A 20,365-nucleotide genomic window follows, 5' to 3' on the forward strand; every position below is an offset into this window, starting at 1 on the left:
AATTATCCTTCTGATTCAATCAACTGTGAACCAAGTTCATAGTTGTGTGAGTAGTCGACTGGAATATCAACAACCACTGGACCATGAGTTGCAAAGGCTTCGTCAAGCACCTTGTCCAATTGATCAGGTGTATCAACACGCAATCCCTTGGCACCGAATGATTCGGCGAACTTAACGATGTCGATGTTACCAAAGTCAACACCGGCAGCTTGGCCGTTGTACTTCATTTCTTCTTGGAACTTAACCATGTCGTAGTGAGCGTTGTCGTTCCATACGATGTGGACAGTATCCAAGTTCAAACGAACAGCAGTTTCCAATTCAGCGGCTGAGAAGAAGAAGCCACCGTCACCAGAAACAGAAACTGACTTAGCACCTGGGCGAACCATAGCAGCAGTCAAAGCCCATGGCAAACCAACACCAAGTGTTTGCATACCGTTTGAGATCAAGAAGTGACGAGCAACGTATGACTTAAAGTGACGGGCCATCCAGATGTAGTGTGAACCGATATCAGTTGAAACAGTCATATCATCAGTCACGTGCTTTTGGATTGATTCAACAACGTCCAATGGGTGGTTCAAGTTAGCTGAAGCTGGTGTGTATGTTGGTTCATCAGCAGCACGCAAGTCGTCCTTCATTTCCTTCAAGACAGCTTGTCCTTCGGCAGGAACGTGGTAACCCTTGATGTCAGCATCCAACAAAGTCAAGCTTTGGGCCAAATCACCAATTAACTGGCGTTGTGGAACAAAGTTGTTATCGATTTCGGCTGGCGTTGTGTCTAAGGCCACGATGTTCAAGTTCTTTTCCTTGTTCCAGTTACGTGGTTCGTATTCGATGGCATCATAACCAATCGTTACGACCAAGTCAGACTTTTGCAAGAGCTTGTCACCGGTTTGGTTACGGAACAAACCGATACGTCCAAAGAAGCAGTCTTCTTCAAGGTCACGTGAGATAACGCCGGCACCTTGGAAGGTTTCAACAACTGGCAATTTTGTGTCTTGGAGCAATTGGTGAAGTGCTTCAACAGTGTCATCATCAGATCCACGGGCACCAACCAACAAAACAGGCAACTTTGCTTGCTTGATTTGGTCAGCCAACCACTTCAAATCGTTGATTGAAGCAGCACCTTGTTGTGGTGCTTGTACTTCTGGCAAGGCATCAATTGAAACAGGCGCATCATCAACGTCTTGTGGCAATGAAACAAAGGCACCACCACGCTTTGCACCGTTAGCAGCAGCAAAAGCGTTGGCAATGATTTCTGAAATGTTGTTTGGATCTTGGATTTCAGAACTGTAGTTTGTAATTGACTTGAAGAGTGATACTGAGTCCGTTGACTGGTGAGTCAAACGGTTCAAGTCACGACGTGGTACTTGACCACCGATGGCCAAGATTGAGTCGTTTTCAGCGCTGGCAGTCATCATACCAGAAACCAAGTTACCAACACCTGGTCCAGAAGTAACCACAACAACACCAGTCTTACCCGTGATACGTGAGAAGGCTTGGGCCATGAAGGCAGCGTTTTGTTCGTGACGAGTGATAATCAACTTTGGTGTCTTTTGTCCGGCCTTTGGGTGTTCCAAAGTTTCGAACAAGCGGTCAATCTTTGCACCAGGGATACCAAAGACAAGGTCAACACCGTGGTTGATAAGGCTATCGTTTACGATATCTGCCCCAAATTTTTGTTCAGACATATTTTTTACTATGAGCTGTTAGAGAGAAAAGACTCAGCCCATGTTTCCTTTCCTTTATTTCAGTCGCTTTAACAGATTAGTCAGCTGATTCCGCAGCGTGAATCACGTCGTTCAGCGTAGACAAGTCGGTCAAATCAGCATTCTTATAGTCTTCGTTGTCCATTGGTAGGTTAATGGTCAAGCCAGAAAGAAGTTGCAATTCAACATCAACAGACTTCAAGGTAGCGCCAAGGACATGGCCACCAAAGTCAAGTTCATCTGAGAGGAAGTGTTGGTGGAAGCCAGCAACACCAACGCCTTCGTATACGTGTGGTGTAAAGTAACCAACCATGGTTCCCTTCACATCGTTACGGTCGAAAATACGTTGTGTCTTGGCAATGGCACCCAAGCCAGGATATGGCTTTTCGGACTTCGCAGCGGCACGTGTTTCAACGGCTGCAAATTCCCCGGTCATCTTCACGGCGAAGAAGTAGTTCTTCGTACCAACTTCTTTCAAAATTTCCTTTGAAAGATCCTCTAAAGTAATGTTTTCGAAGTGCTTAAATGGCTTGAAGTCAGCCTGGTGCACGTCACCAAAGGCGATTGGAAAGTCGTCTGCGACGCGATTAACATGACCTTGAACATCAACTTGATAAGCAACACCATCAAGCATGATTAATTCACCGTCAACACCAGCACCTGTTCCGATTCCGGTATTTCCGGATTCCAACATTTCTTTAGCCGATACAAAGCCGTCAAGCAGACGCTCAACCAACATTTGCATCGTCCCAAATTGTACTAATGGTTTCATCTGTGTCCCCTATCTTTATTGGTCAACTAAGTTTACCTATAAAGCATACACCTGGACCAAGTTGTCTGTCAATATTCTTAATTACAGCTTTTGATTTTAATTTTTAAAAACTTTGTAAATATTGTTCAACCATATCGTTCAAGGCATCGTGCCAGTTACCATTGTGTAACTCCAAGAGGCGGTTAATCTTTTCACTCTGGTCGTGGTTCAACTCAGTGATCATCGCTTCACCTTCCTTGGTAAGAAAGAGATCTTTTGCACGTGGGTCGGCCGCAGAAGGCTTTGTACCGAGCAAATGGCGCTCTTCCAAATCTTTATAAGCCTTGTTGAAACCCTGCTTACTAATTCGCATGATGCCCAGAACTTTTTTAATGCTTGGGTCCGTCAGGTGACTAACCAGGAAAAGAATCCGGTGCTGCGTTTTGTTAATTTTAAAACGCTCTAAATCAATATGCTGTGAAAACTCCTGGTAAGCGAAGTAAATCATGGCAATATTGGATTCTTTAATTTTTTCATTCATGACTTGATATTCCCTATTTTTCTAAATGGTTTCGCAATCTGATTTTAACACCTGTTGTTAAGAAATGGCATACTAACATTTTTCCTACAACGCAATGAAGGGACTATTTTTAAAAATAAACCGAACAATATTTTATAAAACATTCAAATAAATACGAATTATATGATACAATAAAGGCACCAATTTGGAGTTATATACGGTTTTTAATGCTAACCGAGTCTCTACCGTCCGGCAAAAAGGACGACTATCACCAAGGGTTTTTAAAGCGCGCTTGGGAATTCTTTGCGCGCTTTTTTTATTTCTTTTGATATGGACTCACTGTCGACATTTTCAACCGCTATGACATTGGATGTTCAAATCAAGGAGAAATCATGGAAAAGCCCAACACCCCTTTACCTAAAGCACAAGCCCTTCTACTTGGCCTTCAACATGTCTTAGCCATGTACGCAGGATCGATTTTAGTACCATTATTAATCGGAACGGCCCTCCGTTTTTCATCGACGCAGCTGGCCTACTTAATATCGGTTGATATTTTCTGTACTGGATTAGCTACTTTATTCCAATTAAAGCAAACACCCATCACTGGAATTGCCCTTCCGGTTGTGCTCGGCTCTTCTATTCAGGCCGTTTCACCCTTAATTAACATCGGTTCCACACTTGGATGGGGAGCGATGTACGGTGCCACCATCATTGCCGGACTCTTCGTTGTCTTAATTGCCGGCAGCTTTGCCCGCTTACGAGACTTTTTCCCACCCGTTGTTACTGGATCTTTAATTACGGTCATCGGCTTAAGCCTGACACCCATCGCCTTACAAAACTGGGGTGGTGGTAATCTTCAGTCAAAAGATTTCGGCTCTTATCAAAACCTGTTGATTGGTGCTGTAACCATTGCCATTACCTTAGTACTAATGAAGCTTGCTAAAGGTTTCGTTAAAGCCATCGCCATTCTATTAGGTATCATTCTTGGTACCGTTTTCGCTGCTTGCCTTGGTGCGGTTTCATTAAAGCCAGTTGCTGAAGCAGCCTGGTTCCATTTGCCACAGCCCTTCTTCCTTGGGACACCGACTTTTTCACTATCAGCCTGCTTAACCATGATTGTCATTGTCTTGACCGCCATGGTCGAAGCAACCGGTGTTTACTTTGCCCTTGCAGATTTAACCGGCCGTAAGCTAGAACAAAAGGACCTAGCACGTGGTTACCGGGCAGAAGGGTTGGCCGCAATCCTATCTGGAATCTTTAACACCTTCCCCTACTCAACCTTCTCACAAAACGTCGCCGTTGTTCGTCTTTCTGGAGTAAAAACGAAGCAACCCATCTATTATGCCGCCTGCATCTTGCTCGTTCTGGGCCTTCTTCCAAAGTTTGGTGCCTTGGCGACCATCATCCCGAGTGCTACACTGGGTGGAGCCATGATGGTCATGTTCTCAACCATCGCCATTCAAGGCTTACAAATTCTTGGAAAAGTCGATTTGAACGCCGAGGGCAACTTGCTCACCGCTGGCCTTGCCATTGGTGGCGGACTAGCAATTGGATCAGTCCCAACTTTCCTCACTCAACTACCTGAAACGTTAAAATTAGTTCTTTCGAACGGTGTGGTTGTCACGACCATAATCGCCGTGTCGATGAACTTACTCTTAAACGGTTGGCCACGAACAGAACGAAACCAGGATACTCAGGAAACCGACGTTATCAACACCGAACAGTCCCTACTAGAAGCAGAGGAATTAATATGAAAGCACTCGAACAACGAATCCAAGAGGATGGCCGGGTTATTGAACCGGATATCTTAAAGGTTGACTCCTTCCTCAACCATCAAATTGACCCCGTGCTCATGCAGGAAATGGGCAAGGAGTTCGCAAGGCTCTTTGCCAATCAGGGGGTGACCAAGATCTTAACGGTCGAAGCTTCTGGCATCGCCCCAGCTGTGATGGCTGGTCTAGCCTTAGATGTTCCCGTTGTTTTTGCCCGAAAAAGCAAGTCACGTATTCTATCGGATGACGCTTTTACAGCCGACGTTTACTCCTTTACGAAGCAAACGAGCAATGCCATTCGAATTGACAAGCGTTTCTTGTCAGCAGACGACCATGTTCTTCTTATCGATGACTTCCTAGCGAACGGCCAAGCACTATTAGGGTTAAAGGAAATTGCTGATCAAGCAGGCGCCACAATCGTTGGTGCGGGCATCGTCATCGAGAAGTCCTTCCAACCCGGCCGTCAAAATGCCATTGACGCTGGTCTAGAGAACATCCACTCCTTAGCACGAATTGCCGTCTTTGAAGACGGCCAAGTCAAATTTGTAAACGAAGAAGCATAATCACCCAATAGAAAACACCTGCAGCTCATGCAGGTGTTTTTTTATGCCCTGTTCATAGAAAAAATCAAAAATCCGAACTTTCATTCAATTTCCATCCATTCGTTCGGTTCAGCAGACGATAAAAGGCGATTATTTATCACAACATCCTTGATTTAATGATTAATAAACCGTATATTATTAATTGTGATTTAGAAAATCAATGTGAAATATGAACATTATGTTCTGATGATGAACCCCGAATCGTGAATGGAGAACAAGAATGAAAACCTTTGATTATGATGCTATCCGACTTTTACCAAAGAAGAGTCTGTTAAAGAGCCGACGGGAAGCCGATACTTCAGTTACATTGGGTAAGTACACTTTCAAGATTCCAGTAATGCCTGCCAACATGGCAACGGTTATCGATGAAAACCTAGCCGAATGGTTAGCCTCTCGTGACTACTTCTATGTTATGCACCGTTTCCAGCCCGAGACACGGTTTGACTTTGTCAAAAAGATTCAAGAAAAAGGACTCCTGGCTTCAATCAGTCTCGGTATTACGGATGACGAGTACAAGTTGATTGATCGCTTTCAAGCTGAAAATGTTTGCCCAGAATACATCACAATTGACGTAGCACACGGTCATTCCGAGTTCGTCATTCAAATGATCCACTATATTAAAGAAAAGCTCCCCGACACCTTCCTGATTGTTGGAAACCTCGGTACGCCTGAGGCCATTGTTGAAATTGAGGCTGCCGGTGCGGATGCCACCAAGGTCGGAATCGGCCCTGGTAAGGCATGTATTACAAAAGACAAGACTGGCTTTGGGACAAACGGATGGCAACTCGCTGCCATCGCCAACTGCGCTCAGGTCGCTACCAAGCCAATTATTGCTGATGGTGGTATTCGACACAACGGTGACATTGCCAAGTCCATTCGCTTTGGTGCCTCAATGGTCATGATTGGTTCCATGTTTGCAGGTCATGATGAAACACCTGGCGATATTATTCAAAAAGACGGTAAGACTTACAAGGCCTACTACGGTTCGGCCTCTGCCGCTCAAAAGGGTCACCAGCATAACGTCGAAGGTCGTAGCCTAATGGTCGAATACAAAGGCAGCATTCAAGGCACGCTCACTGCGATGCAAGAAGACCTTCAGTCTGCGATTTCCTACGCCGGCGGCTTTGACCTCTCAAGTCTCAAAACCGTTGATTACGTAGTTCTCACCGATTATTAATTTAAATACACTAGGGACTTTTGATTACTAAAAGTCTCTTTTTCATTAACTTTCTTGTACAATAATAAGAAAAAAGTCGAGTAACGGAGGTCGCCCATGCATATCAGAACAGCCCAAACAAGTGATGCAGCTGCTTTGCTGGCCATTTATCAGCCATCAATTGAAAACAGCACCACCAGTTTTGAATATATCCTACCAACGCTTGCTGAATTTGAAACACGCATTAGTCAAACACTCGAAAACTACCCCTACCTAGTGATGGTCGAGGATGATCAGATTCTGGGCTACGCCTACGCCCATCCTTACGCAGAGCGGGCAGCCTACCAGTGGTCAACTGAGATATCCGTTTATATCGCCAAGGCCGCCCAGGGTCAGGGTATTGGCCGACAACTCTATCAAAAGATTGAAGCAATTTTAGAAAAGCAAAACGTCGTCAATGTCTGTGCCTGCGTAACGGGTCAAAACCAAAATAGCATCGCTTTTCATGAGCACATGGGTTATGAAATTGTTGGCCAATTTAAGCACATCGGTTTTAAGGAAGGCCAATGGTTAGACACCTTCTGGCTGCAAAAGGAATTGAACTGTCCAGACGTTCCAGCTCCCTTTATTCCCTTTTCAAAACTCTAAATTCAACAATAAAAAAGCCCAGGATTAGACCTGGACTTTTTAATTTGCTTACTTATTGAGCTTAAGGAAATACTTACGGACAATCCACTTACGACATTCTTCCAATAGAATCAATGGAATTGGAATGATGAGTAAGAAAATCCACTCGTTAACTCCTAATGCGTAGGTATTAAAGACATCCTGTAGGAATGGAACGTAGATAATCGCTGAAATTAGCATCACTTCGAAGATAATACCATTGATAATGTGTCGGTTACTAAAGAGACCAATCTTAAAGACTGAAGTGTACTTCGTACGGGCGTTCATCGCTGCCGCAATCTGACAGAAGACAATCGCCGCTAAGGTAATGGTTGTTGCTTCGGCGTAAACATCCCCTGAACTGAACAAGGCGTGTTCTGGCCAACCGTATGAATAGTTGACGAAGAAGTAGGCAGCTGAAGAAATTACTGACGCCACCAAACCGTAAAGTCCAAAGGCCTTCCAAATAATAGACTTGTTCAGCAAGTGGGCATTACGTGAACGAGGTGGTTCTTGCATGATACCTGGCTCACTCTTTTCAGATCCAAGACCAAGGGCTGGTAACATATCCGTTCCTAAATCGATGGTTAGAATCTGCATAACCGTCAGTGGCAATGGAATTAAACCACCCGAGAACAGGAAGAGTACGGAAGGAAAGGCTTCCGGCACGTTACTGTTCAAAATATAAAGTAGGAACTTCTGAATGTTACTATAGACCGTTCGTCCCTCTTCAATGGCGGCAATAATTGAAGCGAAGTTATCATCCGTCAAAATCATGTCGGCCGCTTCCTTGGCAACGTCGGTACCAGTAGCACCCATGGCGATTCCAATGTCAGCCTGCTTCAAAGCTGGGGCATCGTTGACACCATCCCCCGTTGAGGCAACAATCTCACCGTTCGCCTGGTTGGCCTTCACAATGCGGTACTTCTGTTCAGGGGCAACACGGGCAAAGATGACCTCGCCCTTCACGGCTTGACGCAAGTCTTCGTCGGACATGGCCGTCAACTCATCGCCAGAAATGACACGCGCTTTATCCGATACCAAACCAATCTTTGTGGCCACGGCTTTAGCGGTAATTGGACCATCCCCAGTCACCATGATAATCCGGATACCGGCTTGATGGGCTTTCTTGACCGCGTCGTAAATTTCTGGACGAGGAGGATCCGCCATAATGGTCAATCCAACAAAGGTTAAGTTCTGCTCAGTATTTTCAGCAGTTGCCTTTGACAGGTCCTGCCCTTCATCCGCTGATAAGTCACGGTAGGCAATGGCAAGTGAACGCAAACCTTGGGAGGCATACTGCTCGTTTGCCCCTCGAATGGCCTTCACATCGTCATCCGTAATGGGACGAACTTTACCATTATCCAAAATATTCTTTGTGATGGACAAGATACCACTCATGGCACCTTTGGTATAAAGGGTTAGCTTTCCATCCTGCCCCTTATTAATCGTTGACATTCGCTTACGATCAGAATCAAAGACGATTTCTTTTTGACGAGGGTTCTCGGAAGCTAATTGCTGACTAGCCAGCTGGTACTTTTCGGCCAAGATAACCAAAGAGGCTTCCGTTGGTGTTCCAACAATTGTTGCTTCAGCACCGGGCTTATTGGTTGGCTTAACCGTCGTATCGTTATTCAAACTAACTGCCTTAAGCAAGAAGTCTAAGTCAGGGTTTGCACCAGCCTTCACGGCCTGATCACCATCCATCACTTGACCGTTGTTTACATATCCCTGGCCGGTAACAGTATAAACCTTACCCGGCATCCAAACATGGTTGATGGTCATTTGGTTTTGCGTTAACGTTCCCGTCTTATCAGAAGCGATAACCGTCGTTTCACCCAAGGTTTCAACTGAACTCAAGCTCTTCACTAAGGCGTGCTTCTTAGCCATTCGCTGCACACCCTGTGCTAGTGACAGGGTCACCGTTGGCAAAAGTCCTTCCGGAATAAAGGCCACAATCATTCCCAGCGCAAAGATAAAGGACTTGGCAACTGGATAGTGAACGAAGAAGATGGCAGCTAAGAAGAAGCCGGCTCCAATTAAGATGGCAATGATTGACAGTTGGCGGGTCAAACGATTTAACTCCATCTCCAATGGGGATGGCTTCGACTTTTGACTCTGCGTCAAGCGGGCAATCTGTCCGAACTCGGTGCGCATTCCGGTGTTCAGTGCAACGACTTTAGCAGAACCGGCGGAAGCGACCGTTCCAGCATAGACAATGTTGCTCTCAGCGAACTTTCCCTCGCCATGGTGGTATTCCGCCTTCTTATCTGACAGGTTCGACTCCCCAGTTAAGGCTGATTCATCGACCTGGAAAGAATCGGACGAAATGACACGGGCATCGGCTGAAATACTATCCCCCGCTGCAATGGCAATCATATCGCCGGGCACAATCTCCGCAGTATCAATCTGTTCGGACTGGCCGTCACGAATAACCGTCGCCTTTGTTGGCAACATTTTCTTCAAAGCATCGGAAGCCTTCTGTGCTTGATTCTCCTGCCAGTAAGAGAAAAGCCCGTTAATCACGTTGACCGCCCAGATGGCAATTCCGAGTTCCAACATCTGCGCAAACATGGCAATTAAACCAGAAACCCAGAGCAGAATGGCCATTAAGCTAGTAAAGTTCTTCAGGAACTTCCATAACTTATTTTCACCCTTGGCAGACGTGATTACATTGTCACCGAACTTGCTATGTAGTTGTTGCGCCTGGCTGTTAGTCAGTCCCTTTTCACTTGAACCAATTGTTTGATAAAACTGATCTAACGGCATTTGCGCTAACTGATCATTATTTTGACCTTGATTTGGCATATCAACATACCTTCCTTTTTAATAAAAAAGCCCACAGAACAATGCACCATGTTTTGGTTGAAACCATGAGTCATCATTCTATAGGCGTTTTATTGACGTCCATTAATGATTTCATCAATGGTTAAACAAATTAACATCCTTTGTCATTGGAGATAACGGCGTAGGCTGATTCAACGAACATCCCCACGGCCATGACCCACATAGCGGGCATCATCTTCATAGTGGCTACCAAGTAAATTGTGTATGCCCACACAAGCATCATCAATAAATGAAAAATCCGATTAAACTTTCGCATTCCAAACCCTTCCCTATGTACTTATTACCGTACATTCTTATTTGACTAAATCATAACATAGTTATAGCAGATATTTAACATAGTATTACACATATGTGCCATGAAATTGTATACTAAGGGCAATCAATAGAGGAGGAAAACGATGTCAGAATCAAAAAAGCCAATCTATAACGATTACTTCTTTAATGAAAGTGCCTATGATTACCACGATGGTGGTTATGTGCCATTGGAGAAGTACGATTCACCTACAGTACCACTTGGTATTCCAACGCTTTTAAAGCCGGATAAGGAAACCGATACCGACGTCTGGTTAACGGTCCACGCCCAAGCCGGTGAAACACAAATTGTACCCGGTGCCAAAACAAAAACTTGGGGCTACAACCAAAGTCTCTTAGGCCCAACCATTGTCTTTAAGTCCGGTAAAACTTATCACGTCACGCTGAAAAACAGCCTACCCGAGCTTACGACTTTTCACTGGCACGGACTCGACGTTCCAGGACCATTCATTGATGGTGGCTGCCACGCCCCTGTCTACCCTGGTGAAAACAAAGAAATTACCTTTAAAGTCGACCAACCCGCTGCCACAACTTGGTTACACGCTCATCCATGTCCATTAACTGGTTGGGATGTTTGGCACGGCTTAGCTGCCATGGTCTATGTAACTGACAAGCACGAAGAAAGCTTGCCACTTCCTCATGAATACGGTGTTGATGACATTCCCGTTGTCTTGCAAGACCGTCGTTTCCACGAGGATAACCAGTGGGACTACGATGCCGACTACGATCCAGATGGTGTCGCTGGCCCAACCGCATTAATTAACGGAACGGTCAATCCAGAGTTTAACGTCACCACACAAAAGCTCCGTCTCCGTTTCTTGGATGGATCAAACCGTCGTGAATGGCGCTTGCATCTCTCCGATGACCTCGTCATGACACAGATTGCTTCTGATGGTGGTTTACTACCCGAACCCGTTCAGATGACCAAGTTAATGATTACCTGTGCCGAACGTGCTGAGGTTATCTTAGACTTTGGCAAGTACAAGGCCGGTGACCAAGTCACGCTCTACTCAGACGATATGCCAATCTTGACATTTAATATCAAAGAATTCACCCCTGACAACACGGAGATTCCTGAACACTTAGCCGACATCAACTACCCTGATGTTTCAGACCCAGATTCGTTAGTTCACCAAGTTGTCATGTCTGGAATGGATGAGTCAGTTGGTATCAACGGTAAAAAGTTTGGCATGATGCGCATTGATGACCGCCAAGAAATTGGCAAGACCGAGTACTGGGATATCACCAATACCAACGACTGCTGTGGTGGTATGTTGCACCCTTATCACATGCACGGTGGTTCCTTCCAAATCGTCTCGCGTAACGGTCACGCACCTTACCCTAACGAAATGGGCTTGAAGGATACGGTCAGTGTTAACCCTGGTGAAACTGTCCGCATCAAGATGCGCTTTAACTACGCCGGTGTCTTCATGTACCACTGCCACATCATCGAACACGAAGATGGCGGTATGATGGCCCAGTTGCAGGTTTACACGCCCGATGAACCAAACAAGAAGTACGATTTGATGCCAATGGATACTTTGATGAATGCTATCGCGAAAGAGCGCGGCTGCAAGGTGGATGAGTTAGTCATTAAGCCACTCGATTCCTATAAGATGATGGGAATGGATATGTGCTGATTGGGCACGAATGAAACAAAGTAAAAACCACATTGAGAAGAAGTCTTCCCGATGTGGTTTTTTATTTTGAATAACCTCCCCAACTATGCTATTACATAGATAAGAAACACTCTAATCAAAGGAGTTTACTTATGATTGAAAAGTCGCACATCCCAAGTCAAATTGAAGTCCGCGGCGGACGCGTTCACAATCTAAAGAACATTGATGTGAACATTCCACTCAACAAGTTTGTCGCCATCTCAGGTCGGTCCGGTTCCGGTAAGTCCTCATTAGCAATGGGCATTTTATTTTCGGAAGGTTCCCGTCGCTATCTCGAAGCCTTGTCTGCCTACACGCGTAACCGAATGGGACAGGAATCGTCAGCAGACGTCGACTCGATTCAGTACATTCCATCTGCGATTGCTCTCAAGCAGCGCCCCGCTACCCCGGGTGAACGCTCCACGGTCGGTTCCATTAGCGAGCTGTCCAACATCACGCGGCTTATCTTTTCTCGTTTAGGATCACCGGTCTGCCCCAACGGTCACCGCTTAGAACCCTCTTTGGCCATCAGCCGGGCGATGAACGAGGCCGAAAAGCCAGGTGAACACCACAACGAAGGCCAGCTACCCTGCCCCGTTTGTGGCGTGCACTTTACCGCCTTTTCCGCCCAGGACTTTTCAGCCAATAGTACCGGCGCCTGCCCAACCTGCCATGGTAGTGGTCAGGTCCGTGAACTCGATGAAGCCAAGCTAATTAAAGACGTCAATCTGTCGATTAAAGAAGGCGCAGTCGCTTCCTGGCACCTGCCCGGCCGAAACTTCATGCCATCAATCGCCCAAAGTCTAGGTGTTCGCATCGATGTACCATACAAGGACCTAACGGACAAAGAGAAAAGCATTGTCTTACACGGCGAGAAGAAACTTTACCCTGTCGACTTCCACACCTCAACCGGTCGCGTCTACCATTCGGACGGCTCTCTATACGAAAACGCCTACGATGCCGTGACAGATTCTTTAGCCAATGTCAAAAGTCAGGCAACACTCAAGAAGCTCGATAAGTTCTACCACTTCTCTACCTGCCCCACCTGTCATGGTTCACGTTTGAATCCAGACTTGCTGAAGCAAACGGTAGACGGCAAAAACATTGTGCAAGTGAATGACCTAACCCTCGGCGAGTTAACGAACTGGGCCGATAATACGGTGGACTCTCTTCCCAATAATATGGAGCACCTGGCCAACACGTTGTTTACAAACATGAAGCAGGTCCTTCGTCCTATCCTAAATCTTGGTCTCGACTATCTCACCATGTCCCGTGCCGGGGCTAGCCTTTCAACGGGTGAACTCCAACGCTTGCAACTATCGAAAACGATTCGCGCTCAGACCACCGGTGTTCTTTACGTTTTGGACGAGCCTTCTATTGGCTTACACCCAGACAATATCAAGGGACTCATTCAGGTCTTCCGCGAACTCATTGCCCAGGGAAACTCCCTAGTTGTCGTGGATCACGAAGTTGATTTAATTGCTGCAGCCGATTGGATTATCGAAATTGGTCCAGGTTCGGGCGAAGCCGGCGGTCTTATTATCGATGAAGGAACACCAGCAAAGCTAACCAACGATTCCCAGTCCCTGATTGGCCCTTTCATCAAGGGTTCGGCCAATATTGTTCATGATTCGGTCACTCCGGTAGGTACCGGCAAAACTACATTACGTGTTCAAAACTACCATAATCTAAAGGATGTCCAAGTCACCATCCCCGAACACCAGATGACGGCCGTGACTGGTTTCTCAGGTGCCGGAAAGACCTCCCTTATTCTAGACAATCTCATTCCAGCTATACAAAATAAAGAAAATAATCTAAAAACTGTAAGTGAGCTTACAACGAATATTACTAACACTGTCACGATTGATGCTAAACCCATCGGACGGAACACCCGCTCCACTTTGGCCACCTACACGAACATCATGAACGAACTTCGACGACTTTTTGCAAGCCTGCCAGAGGCCAAGAAAGCAAAATTAAGTGCTTCGGCCTTTTCATACAATAACAAAGAAGGTGCCTGCCCCACCTGTCAGGGGCTGGGTGTCATCACCGAAGATGTTCAGTTCCTGCCCGACATTGTGGAGACCTGTCCAACTTGTCAGGGCGCTCGCTTCAACGACCAAGCTCAGTCAATTAAATGGCAGGGTCAGTCCATTGTCGACCTCCTGAACCTTTCAGTGAAAGAAGCTTTACCCGTTTTCAAAGGGGAAGCCAAAATCGAAAGCGAACTAAAACTTCTCGATGAAATTGGTCTAAACTACCTCCATCTCGGTCAGGCAACACCATCCCTTTCCGGTGGTGAAGCACAGCGCTTAAAGCTTGTCAGTCACTTACATAAGAGCCAGATGCACACGCTTTTTGTCTTTGACGAACCAACCATTGGCCTGCATCCCCTTGACGTGCAAACGCTACTCGGTGTCTTCAACCGTCTTAAGGAAAAAGGCGCAACTATCATCTTTATCACGCACGACCTGGACATGATGACCAATGCCGATTGGCTAATTGACCTGGGTCCCCGTGGTGGTAATCAGGGTGGTCAGTTAATGGCCATGGGTAAGCCCTTTGATTTAGCCAAAGAGCCCCATTCCTTAACGACAGAGTACTTGGCTAAACACCTAAGTAAATTCGATTTAATCTAAATTATCCCTGCATTCTCGGACTGAAACTACTATAATGTGTCATATAACGACTAAAACGACAAGGAGCAGATGAATAATGGCTAATCCAACCGATAACCAGTACCAATGCCTCATTGATAACAAAGACGGCTACAACTTTGGCGCGGGAACTTTTCTCCATGACCTGGACCCCCAAACCCGTAAGATGATTAAGCAGGACCGGCCGAAGGCGTCAGACCAAGATTTCATCTGTTCCGAACACCTCGTTGCCTACCGTCTTCGTAAGCTGGATAAGATGATTCACGAAGACCAACGCAAAAACCAGCAAATTCATCAAAAGATGCAACGTGTCCTTCAAGATGATAACTACAAAATCATCGATGTTGGTAAGAAGTTAGATAGCACCTTAACCTTTGGCCAAAAAGTCGCGGACGGTGTCGCCCACTTTGGTGGTTCATGGCCATTTGTGATTTCCTTTGTGGTCATCATGATCGTCTGGATTATTTTAAACGTCACCCACCTCTTCGGGGCCAACTTTGATCCATTCCCATTCATTCTGCTGAACCTCTTCTTGTCCATGGTTGCTGCCATTCAAGCACCACTCATCATGATGGCCCAGAACCGAGCTTCAGACTACGACCGAATGGAATCACAAAACGATTACCACGTAAACCTGAAGTCCGAAGAAGAAATTCGCCTTCTCCACGCCAAGGTTGACCACTTGATTCAACAGGATCAGCCAAATTCCATGCAGATTCAAAAGATGCAAATGGAAATGCTAGCCTCTATCAATGAGGAGCTAGCATTGTTAAATAAAAAGAACGAAAAAGACTAAGAACTAACAAAAGACCCGCTCCAGATAAAATCTGAGCGGGTCTTTTTGTATTCATCTAAATTAATAGAAACTTGGCTTATCAAGTTTCTCAGAACCTGGTTCGTAAATACCAACACTGGCCTGAATGTCACGCTTGGGGTTATCAAGCAGGTCAAGGACATACTGGACAATCGCTTCTCGTGTCACCTGTGCGCCAACGAAGGGTTCGCCCTTCTGCGTGGTGGCATAAGCGACATTACCCTTTTGATTGTATAACCAAGACATCCGCATGTAGGTATAATCCAAGCCGGAGTCTTCAATCATCTGCAGGTTCTGGTGACGGGCTGGTGAAGCATCCCCAATCATGGAGCGATTCCATTCGCCAAACTTACCAGCGACTTCACCATAAACGCCAAGTACACCGGCGATAATAATACGCTTAATGCCGCTTGCCTTCATCGCTTCTAGGATTGGTTCCGTATCGTGGTCCGAATAAACGAAGACAACGTCCTGACCAGGCATGATTTCTTTAAGGAGTGCTTCGTTTGAGAAGTCCCCGTCCACGATTTTAACACGGGGGTTATTCTTGTACTCGCTAAGCCGTTCGTTAGCACGACGGGCGTAGAGCGTCAGTTGATCGTCCCGTTCATTTAGCAGGCGTTCCGTTAATTGATGAGCAATCTGTCCGGCTGCACCTAAAATCAAAATCTTCATCTTATTTCTCCTTTTCTAAATCATCTTCTGCTTTTCGCATATGACTTTCATAGTTTTCAACCTTGTAAAGTAAGTGGTCATGGGCCGCCTGCATTTTATCAATACGTTCCTGCATCTCTTCGGCCTGTTCGATTAACAAAGCCTTTCGAGCGGGAATCGTTTCTGGGTCATCCTCAAAAACCATCCCTACGTACTCACGTAAACGCTCGACCGACATGCCAGCATTGCGCATCGTCTTAGCAAAGTCCAACTGGCGAATATTTCGTTCATTGAAATCCCGTAGGTGATTTTCCTTACGGGCCACCGGCATAATTAAACCAATGCGTTCGTAGTAACGAATCGTATCGTTACTCAAACCTGTTTTTTCAGCTGCTTCTTTGATATTCATTTCGAAACCTTTCGTGTAACAAAAATGGCAACAATCGCCAAGGCAATCGCCGTATAGAGTGCCATCGAACCCACTTCAGCGTGGTAAGAACTCGTCGTCGCCACGATAATTGATAAGCCAACTGGGCCACCGATTTGATGGGCCGTGTTCGTTAATCCAGAAGCGATGCCAGCTAACTCATCTGGCGCTTGATAAAGTCCGGCAGATGTTACGGGTGCCAGTACCATTCCCTGTCCAAAGCCAATCACCAACATTGGTAGTGCAAAAGCTAGGAAGTAGCCAGAGGAGACATCGGATAAGGCGGTCCAAATCAGTCCCAAGAGTAGGAAGAACTCCCCTGCCAGCAGCACCTTATTATTACCATAACGCTTTGTCAGCCTTGGTAAAAGGAAGGAAACAACAAACTGCACAACCGTGATTGGTAAGAAAGCAAAACCAGACTCGAGCGCCGTGAAGTGGTATTCTTGCTGCCAAACTTGTGGTAAGAAGAACCAGTAAGGAAGCATGGCCATCATAAAGAGTAGACGAGCGGCATAGGCCCCTGACCGAACACGGTTTTGAAAGAGTGTCAGTGGCAAAATGGGGTTCTTCACCCGACTTTCAAAAAGAATGAAAAGAACAAGCAGTAGAAGCCCTAGTGCAACCATCCAAACCCTAGCACCCGTCAAGCCGTCAATCAGTGCGGCTAAGCCAAGAACCGATAAAATCGAACCAACATAGTCAACCTTGCTCTTCAAGCCGGGCTTATTGGGGATAAATTTGATGGCTAAAAGGAGCAAAAGGGCCGTGATCGGCACATTGATCAAGAAGCCAGCTTCCCATGAGAAGGCTGTCGTCAAGTCTCCGCCAATCAGCAAGCCTAAACTCGACCCGATACCAGCGGTCACACCGTAGTAGGCAATCGCCCGCTCACGCATCTCGCCCTGGTAACTATCCATCATTAATGCCAAAGTCGAAGGCGCAATAACCGATGAGCCAATTCCTTGGACGGCTCGCATCGCAATCACAAAAGTAGCGTTGTCAGACAGCCCAATTAATAAAGAACTTAATCCAAAAATCAGAATACCAGTTGTAAAGACCCGCTTCCGCCCCAAAATATCGGAGAGTCGCCCCGACAGTAACAGGAAGCCACCAAAGGTCAATGTATAGGCGTTTGAAATCCAAGACAAAGCAGCCTGTGATAAGTTGAGGCTCTGTCCAATTTCAGTCGAGCTCGTAAAGATAATGGAGTTATCCATCAGAATGAGAAAGTAACCCAGCAACGTGATGGGTAAGACCATTCCAAATTTCTCTTTTTTCATATTTTCTCTTTCCCCTTTATTGTATAACTTATGAAGTACAAAAGTTATTAAACACCTTGGAGTACACTCCAAGTCAAGAAAAAAGATAAAAAATAAAAAAGAACACTCCCGTGTTCCTTTCCATCATTCAATTAAAAGACTAGCAAGGACTTAATTGCCTCACGCTTGTCCATGGCCTCATAGGCTTTTTGAATATCCTTTAACTCAAACTCTTTTGTGAAGACCTGGCCAGGATGAATCTCATCATCCAACACCGCCTTCAACAAGAGCTCACGGTCATAGGTGGTAACCGCAGCGATTCCACCGCGCAAACCAATGTTCTTCCAGAACAAGTTGTTCGTGTTCATCATTGGGTCCTGTGGAATCCCAACACGGCCAACCACGGCGCCAGGACGACCAAGTTGCACAGCCGTTTGAACCGCTTGTTCAGAGCCAACACACTCCAAAATAGCGTCAGCACCAGCACCGGTTAGTGCCATAACATGCTTCACGCCGGCATCGTCACGTTCCTCGACAATGTCCGTCGCTCCAAAGGCCTTGCCCAATGCCTGACGGTCGGCATGGCGTGACATTAAGATAATCCGCTTTGCCCCGCGTAACTTGGCGGCAATCACGCCACAGAGGCCAACGGCACCATCACCCATAACAACAACAGTATCACCCTTTTTGACTTCGGCAGTTGCGGCAGCATGGTATCCGGTCGCCATGACATCTGACAAAGTCATCAAAGACTTCAATTGTTCATCCGTATAGTCTTCTGGCTGACCAGGAATCTTAACCAACGCCCAGTCAGCGTTCTTATAACCGATGTATTCAGCCTGGTAGCCAGTCGAACCACCCTTATCAGGATCTAAGCAGTCCCCGTCAAATCCGGCTAAGCAAGCCTGGCAGTGACCACAGCCATGGGTAAAGGGCGCAATGACAAAGTCGCCCGGTTTGACATTTGTCACCCCTGAGCCCACTTCTTTCACAATCCCGATGGCTTCGTGTCCAACTTGAGAACCTGCATCACGCTTGGCAATACCACGGTAGAACCAAAGGTCAGAACCACAAACGGATGCTCGCAACGTTTTGATAACGGCATCCTTGGGCCCTTTAATGCTAGGCTTTGGAACCTCCTGCGTTTCGACTTGACCTGGTTGAACAAAGACTGCTGCTTTCATGAATGAATCCCCCTTTTCGATATCAGGTCCATTTTGGACTTTTTGACTTCCTTTTGCAAAGTCCCTGACCTCTAATTATTATCCTAAACCCTAGACTGCACTCCAGGTCAAGAAAAAAAGCCATTCTTTTATAAAAAGAACCGCTTCTACTTAAGTTATTTTATTGATCATCATCCTTCTTATCTCGATGTGCCTGCCACATTAACATGCCCGTCGAAATAAAACATGCCAGCAAAATCAAAACGGCAAGAATAATCTGTCCCGTCTTATTCTCTAGCATTCCTGATAGGATTGGTAAACGCGTTAGGATCCCGATAATGGCTGAAAAGATGATGTAGAAGAAAACCGGCTTAGATAGGAAGCCCTGCTTTGCTGTCTTATTGTAAACAGCGAGGCCAAGCAAAAATAAGATAATAACGAAGATGCCCAAGGTCCCGTCCAAGTTAATTCGGACCGGCGTTTTCAACCAATAGATCATGGCAAAGGCCGGGAAGAGCAAGAGCATACCCGCTAAGATACCCAAAACGTTCTTCAACCACCCCGCTAACTTCGACGCCTTATAACGATAGACCAACGTCCCAATCGTCCGAACAATGAGCAGAATCGCCATGGTCATGTACATAGCGGACACTACGTAGGCCCCAATATCGATGGGCTTTCCTGGTACCGTCATCGTTGGTAGGAAGGTAATGGCCAAATAACCAAAGAAAGTATAGAGAATAATCTTAGCAAAGGAAACACCATCGTTTGGCAACTTCTTTAGTAAGTTATCCGCTACCAACTTGGGCGACTGGCCAAAGTAGTCGCGAGCCGACTCCCCGTTTTTTTGCGCTTCTAAGATATCTTGCAGAATGGCCAGCAGCTGCTCCTCCACTTGGATGTCATCCTTCAACCAGGAAGTGGTCCGAACGTAAACCAGAAAATCATCGTAAAATTCCTTGTTTTCTTTATTCAATCCTGGACGTAAGTCGTTGTTACGTTCAATTAAATCTTCAACCTTCATGCTTGGCTCCATCTATCATTAACTGCATCGTTTGTTCGAGTTCCTGCCACTGACCAAAAAAGTCATTCATCGCGTCTAAGCCATCAGCTGTTGGCAAATAATACTTTCGATCAGGTCCACCTTCAGATGGCCGACTTTCTCCTTGAATCAGGCCACGTTTTTCCATGGTCGCCAACAAGGGATAAATCGTCCCCTTTGGCACCTGACCCAAACCAATTCGATTCATTTCCTGGGCAATTCCGTAGCCATAGTTTGGCTCCCGTTTCAAAATTGCCAGTAAAATACCTTGTAAGAAGCCCTTCAATAGCTGACTGGAAATTGTCTGTGCCATTTATTCGCCCTCCTACTTTCAATATGGTCAGTCTACAGGAGAA

General features: G+C 46.0%; 18 protein-coding genes. 7 read left to right on the plus strand and 11 right to left on the minus strand.

Annotated features, from left to right (window positions below):
• Positions 1-2: 2 nt before the first annotated feature.
• The 3 genes from alsS to BMZ93_RS02030 form a co-directional block, all read right to left on the minus strand.
• Positions 3-1,688, minus strand: coding sequence for an acetolactate synthase AlsS (gene alsS / locus BMZ93_RS02020; protein ID WP_091501659.1), 1,686 nt, complete (start codon positions 1,686-1,688; stop codon positions 3-5).
• Between the two features lie 76 nt (positions 1,689-1,764).
• A complete protein-coding gene (gene budA / locus BMZ93_RS02025; protein WP_091501661.1) occupies positions 1,765-2,478 on the minus strand; it encodes an acetolactate decarboxylase in 714 nt (237 codons plus the stop codon).
• A 103-nt stretch (positions 2,479-2,581) separates the two neighbouring features.
• Positions 2,582-2,998 (minus strand): MarR family winged helix-turn-helix transcriptional regulator, encoded by a 417-nt coding sequence (locus tag BMZ93_RS02030; protein ID WP_091501663.1) that lies wholly within the window; start codon positions 2,996-2,998, stop codon positions 2,582-2,584.
• Between the two features lie 371 nt (positions 2,999-3,369).
• Between BMZ93_RS02030 and BMZ93_RS02035 the strand changes: the two genes are divergently transcribed.
• From BMZ93_RS02035 to BMZ93_RS02050, 4 genes are all read left to right on the plus strand, one after another.
• Positions 3,370-4,731 (plus strand): nucleobase:cation symporter-2 family protein, encoded by a 1,362-nt coding sequence (locus BMZ93_RS02035; RefSeq protein WP_091501665.1) that lies wholly within the window; start codon positions 3,370-3,372, stop codon positions 4,729-4,731.
• Positions 4,728-5,312, plus strand: coding sequence for a xanthine phosphoribosyltransferase (locus BMZ93_RS02040; protein ID WP_091501668.1), 585 nt, complete (start codon positions 4,728-4,730; stop codon positions 5,310-5,312). The genes BMZ93_RS02035 and BMZ93_RS02040 overlap by 4 nt, the downstream gene beginning before the upstream one ends.
• A 259-nt stretch (positions 5,313-5,571) precedes the next feature.
• Complete coding sequence (locus BMZ93_RS02045; protein ID WP_091501669.1) at positions 5,572-6,528, plus strand: GMP reductase; 957 nt, start codon at positions 5,572-5,574, stop codon at positions 6,526-6,528.
• A gap of 96 nt (positions 6,529-6,624) precedes the next feature.
• Positions 6,625-7,155, plus strand: coding sequence for a GNAT family N-acetyltransferase (locus BMZ93_RS02050; RefSeq protein WP_091501671.1), 531 nt, complete (start codon positions 6,625-6,627; stop codon positions 7,153-7,155).
• Between the two features lie 48 nt (positions 7,156-7,203).
• On the opposite strand, the gene BMZ93_RS02055 is transcribed toward BMZ93_RS02050, so the two are convergent.
• Positions 7,204-9,981: a cation-translocating P-type ATPase gene (locus tag BMZ93_RS02055; protein WP_091501673.1), complete on the minus strand. Its 2,778-nt coding sequence runs from the start codon at positions 9,979-9,981 to the stop codon at positions 7,204-7,206.
• A gap of 130 nt (positions 9,982-10,111) precedes the next feature.
• Entirely contained in the window at positions 10,112-10,276 is a 165-nt protein-coding gene (locus BMZ93_RS06620) for a hypothetical protein (protein WP_200769356.1), read from the minus strand.
• A gap of 142 nt (positions 10,277-10,418) precedes the next feature.
• Between BMZ93_RS06620 and BMZ93_RS02060 the strand changes: the two genes are divergently transcribed.
• The 3 genes from BMZ93_RS02060 (at position 10,419) to BMZ93_RS02070 (ending at position 15,443) form a co-directional block, all read left to right on the plus strand.
• Positions 10,419-11,972, plus strand: a complete 1,554-nt coding sequence (locus BMZ93_RS02060) for a multicopper oxidase family protein (RefSeq protein ID WP_091501675.1) — start codon at positions 10,419-10,421, stop codon at positions 11,970-11,972.
• A gap of 131 nt (positions 11,973-12,103) precedes the next feature.
• Positions 12,104-14,629 carry an ATP-binding cassette domain-containing protein gene (locus tag BMZ93_RS02065; protein ID WP_091501677.1) on the plus strand — a complete coding sequence of 842 codons (2,526 nt, stop codon included), beginning with the start codon at positions 12,104-12,106 and terminating at the stop codon, positions 14,627-14,629.
• 76 nt (positions 14,630-14,705) lie between these two features.
• A complete protein-coding gene (locus BMZ93_RS02070; protein ID WP_091501679.1) occupies positions 14,706-15,443 on the plus strand; it encodes a DUF1003 domain-containing protein in 738 nt (245 codons plus the stop codon).
• 60 nt (positions 15,444-15,503) lie between these two features.
• Here the strand turns inward: BMZ93_RS02070 and BMZ93_RS02075 are convergent, their stop codons facing one another.
• The 6 genes from BMZ93_RS02075 to BMZ93_RS02100 all read right to left on the minus strand — a co-directional run bounded on the left by BMZ93_RS02075 (position 15,504) and on the right by BMZ93_RS02100 (position 20,322).
• The gene (locus tag BMZ93_RS02075; protein ID WP_091501681.1) at positions 15,504-16,136 is read right to left on the minus strand and encodes an NAD(P)H-binding protein; all 633 of its coding nucleotides are present in this window, start codon (positions 16,134-16,136) and stop codon (positions 15,504-15,506) included.
• Position 16,137: 1 nt separating this feature from the next.
• Complete coding sequence (locus tag BMZ93_RS02080) at positions 16,138-16,524, minus strand: MerR family transcriptional regulator (protein WP_091501683.1); 387 nt, start codon at positions 16,522-16,524, stop codon at positions 16,138-16,140.
• On the minus strand, positions 16,521-17,825 hold the full coding sequence (locus BMZ93_RS02085; RefSeq protein ID WP_091501685.1) for an MFS transporter: 1,305 nt from the start codon (positions 17,823-17,825) through the stop codon (positions 16,521-16,523). Before BMZ93_RS02085 ends, BMZ93_RS02080 begins: the two co-directional genes overlap by 4 nt.
• 131 nt (positions 17,826-17,956) lie before the next feature.
• A complete protein-coding gene (locus tag BMZ93_RS02090; RefSeq protein WP_091501687.1) occupies positions 17,957-18,988 on the minus strand; it encodes a zinc-binding dehydrogenase in 1,032 nt (343 codons plus the stop codon).
• Between the two features lie 160 nt (positions 18,989-19,148).
• A complete protein-coding gene (locus BMZ93_RS02095; protein WP_091501689.1) occupies positions 19,149-19,991 on the minus strand; it encodes a DUF1129 domain-containing protein in 843 nt (280 codons plus the stop codon).
• The gene (locus BMZ93_RS02100) at positions 19,981-20,322 is read right to left on the minus strand and encodes a PadR family transcriptional regulator (RefSeq protein ID WP_091501690.1); all 342 of its coding nucleotides are present in this window, start codon (positions 20,320-20,322) and stop codon (positions 19,981-19,983) included. Before BMZ93_RS02100 ends, BMZ93_RS02095 begins: the two co-directional genes overlap by 11 nt.
• Positions 20,323-20,365: the final 43 nt, after the last annotated feature.

Source organism: Fructobacillus durionis, assembly GCF_900112405.1.
Lineage (GTDB): Bacteria > Bacillota > Bacilli > Lactobacillales > Lactobacillaceae > Fructobacillus > Fructobacillus durionis.

What these genes read in the sequence shown, in the direction of transcription:
- BMZ93_RS02095 (WP_091501689.1), bottom strand. Translation starts at nt 19,991, where the DNA reads ATGAAGGTTGAAGATTTAATTGAACGTAACAACGACTTACGTCCAGGA.
- BMZ93_RS02100 (WP_091501690.1), bottom strand. Translation starts at nt 20,322, where the DNA reads ATGGCACAGACAATTTCCAGTCAGCTATTGAAGGGCTTCTTACAAGGT.
- BMZ93_RS02045 (WP_091501669.1), top strand. Translation starts at nt 5,572, where the DNA reads ATGAAAACCTTTGATTATGATGCTATCCGACTTTTACCAAAGAAGAGT.
- BMZ93_RS02065 (WP_091501677.1), top strand. Translation starts at nt 12,104, where the DNA reads ATGATTGAAAAGTCGCACATCCCAAGTCAAATTGAAGTCCGCGGCGGA.
- BMZ93_RS02060 (WP_091501675.1), top strand. Translation starts at nt 10,419, where the DNA reads ATGTCAGAATCAAAAAAGCCAATCTATAACGATTACTTCTTTAATGAA.
- budA (WP_091501661.1), bottom strand. Translation starts at nt 2,478, where the DNA reads ATGAAACCATTAGTACAATTTGGGACGATGCAAATGTTGGTTGAGCGT.
- BMZ93_RS02055 (WP_091501673.1), bottom strand. Translation starts at nt 9,981, where the DNA reads ATGCCAAATCAAGGTCAAAATAATGATCAGTTAGCGCAAATGCCGTTA.
- alsS (WP_091501659.1), bottom strand. Translation starts at nt 1,688, where the DNA reads ATGTCTGAACAAAAATTTGGGGCAGATATCGTAAACGATAGCCTTATC.
- BMZ93_RS02050 (WP_091501671.1), top strand. Translation starts at nt 6,625, where the DNA reads ATGCATATCAGAACAGCCCAAACAAGTGATGCAGCTGCTTTGCTGGCC.
- BMZ93_RS02085 (WP_091501685.1), bottom strand. Translation starts at nt 17,825, where the DNA reads ATGAAAAAAGAGAAATTTGGAATGGTCTTACCCATCACGTTGCTGGGT.
- BMZ93_RS02040 (WP_091501668.1), top strand. Translation starts at nt 4,728, where the DNA reads ATGAAAGCACTCGAACAACGAATCCAAGAGGATGGCCGGGTTATTGAA.
- BMZ93_RS02075 (WP_091501681.1), bottom strand. Translation starts at nt 16,136, where the DNA reads ATGAAGATTTTGATTTTAGGTGCAGCCGGACAGATTGCTCATCAATTA.
- BMZ93_RS02080 (WP_091501683.1), bottom strand. Translation starts at nt 16,524, where the DNA reads ATGAATATCAAAGAAGCAGCTGAAAAAACAGGTTTGAGTAACGATACG.
- BMZ93_RS02030 (WP_091501663.1), bottom strand. Translation starts at nt 2,998, where the DNA reads ATGAATGAAAAAATTAAAGAATCCAATATTGCCATGATTTACTTCGCT.
- BMZ93_RS02070 (WP_091501679.1), top strand. Translation starts at nt 14,706, where the DNA reads ATGGCTAATCCAACCGATAACCAGTACCAATGCCTCATTGATAACAAA.
- BMZ93_RS02090 (WP_091501687.1), bottom strand. Translation starts at nt 18,988, where the DNA reads ATGAAAGCAGCAGTCTTTGTTCAACCAGGTCAAGTCGAAACGCAGGAG.
- BMZ93_RS06620 (WP_200769356.1), bottom strand. Translation starts at nt 10,276, where the DNA reads ATGCGAAAGTTTAATCGGATTTTTCATTTATTGATGATGCTTGTGTGG.
- BMZ93_RS02035 (WP_091501665.1), top strand. Translation starts at nt 3,370, where the DNA reads ATGGAAAAGCCCAACACCCCTTTACCTAAAGCACAAGCCCTTCTACTT.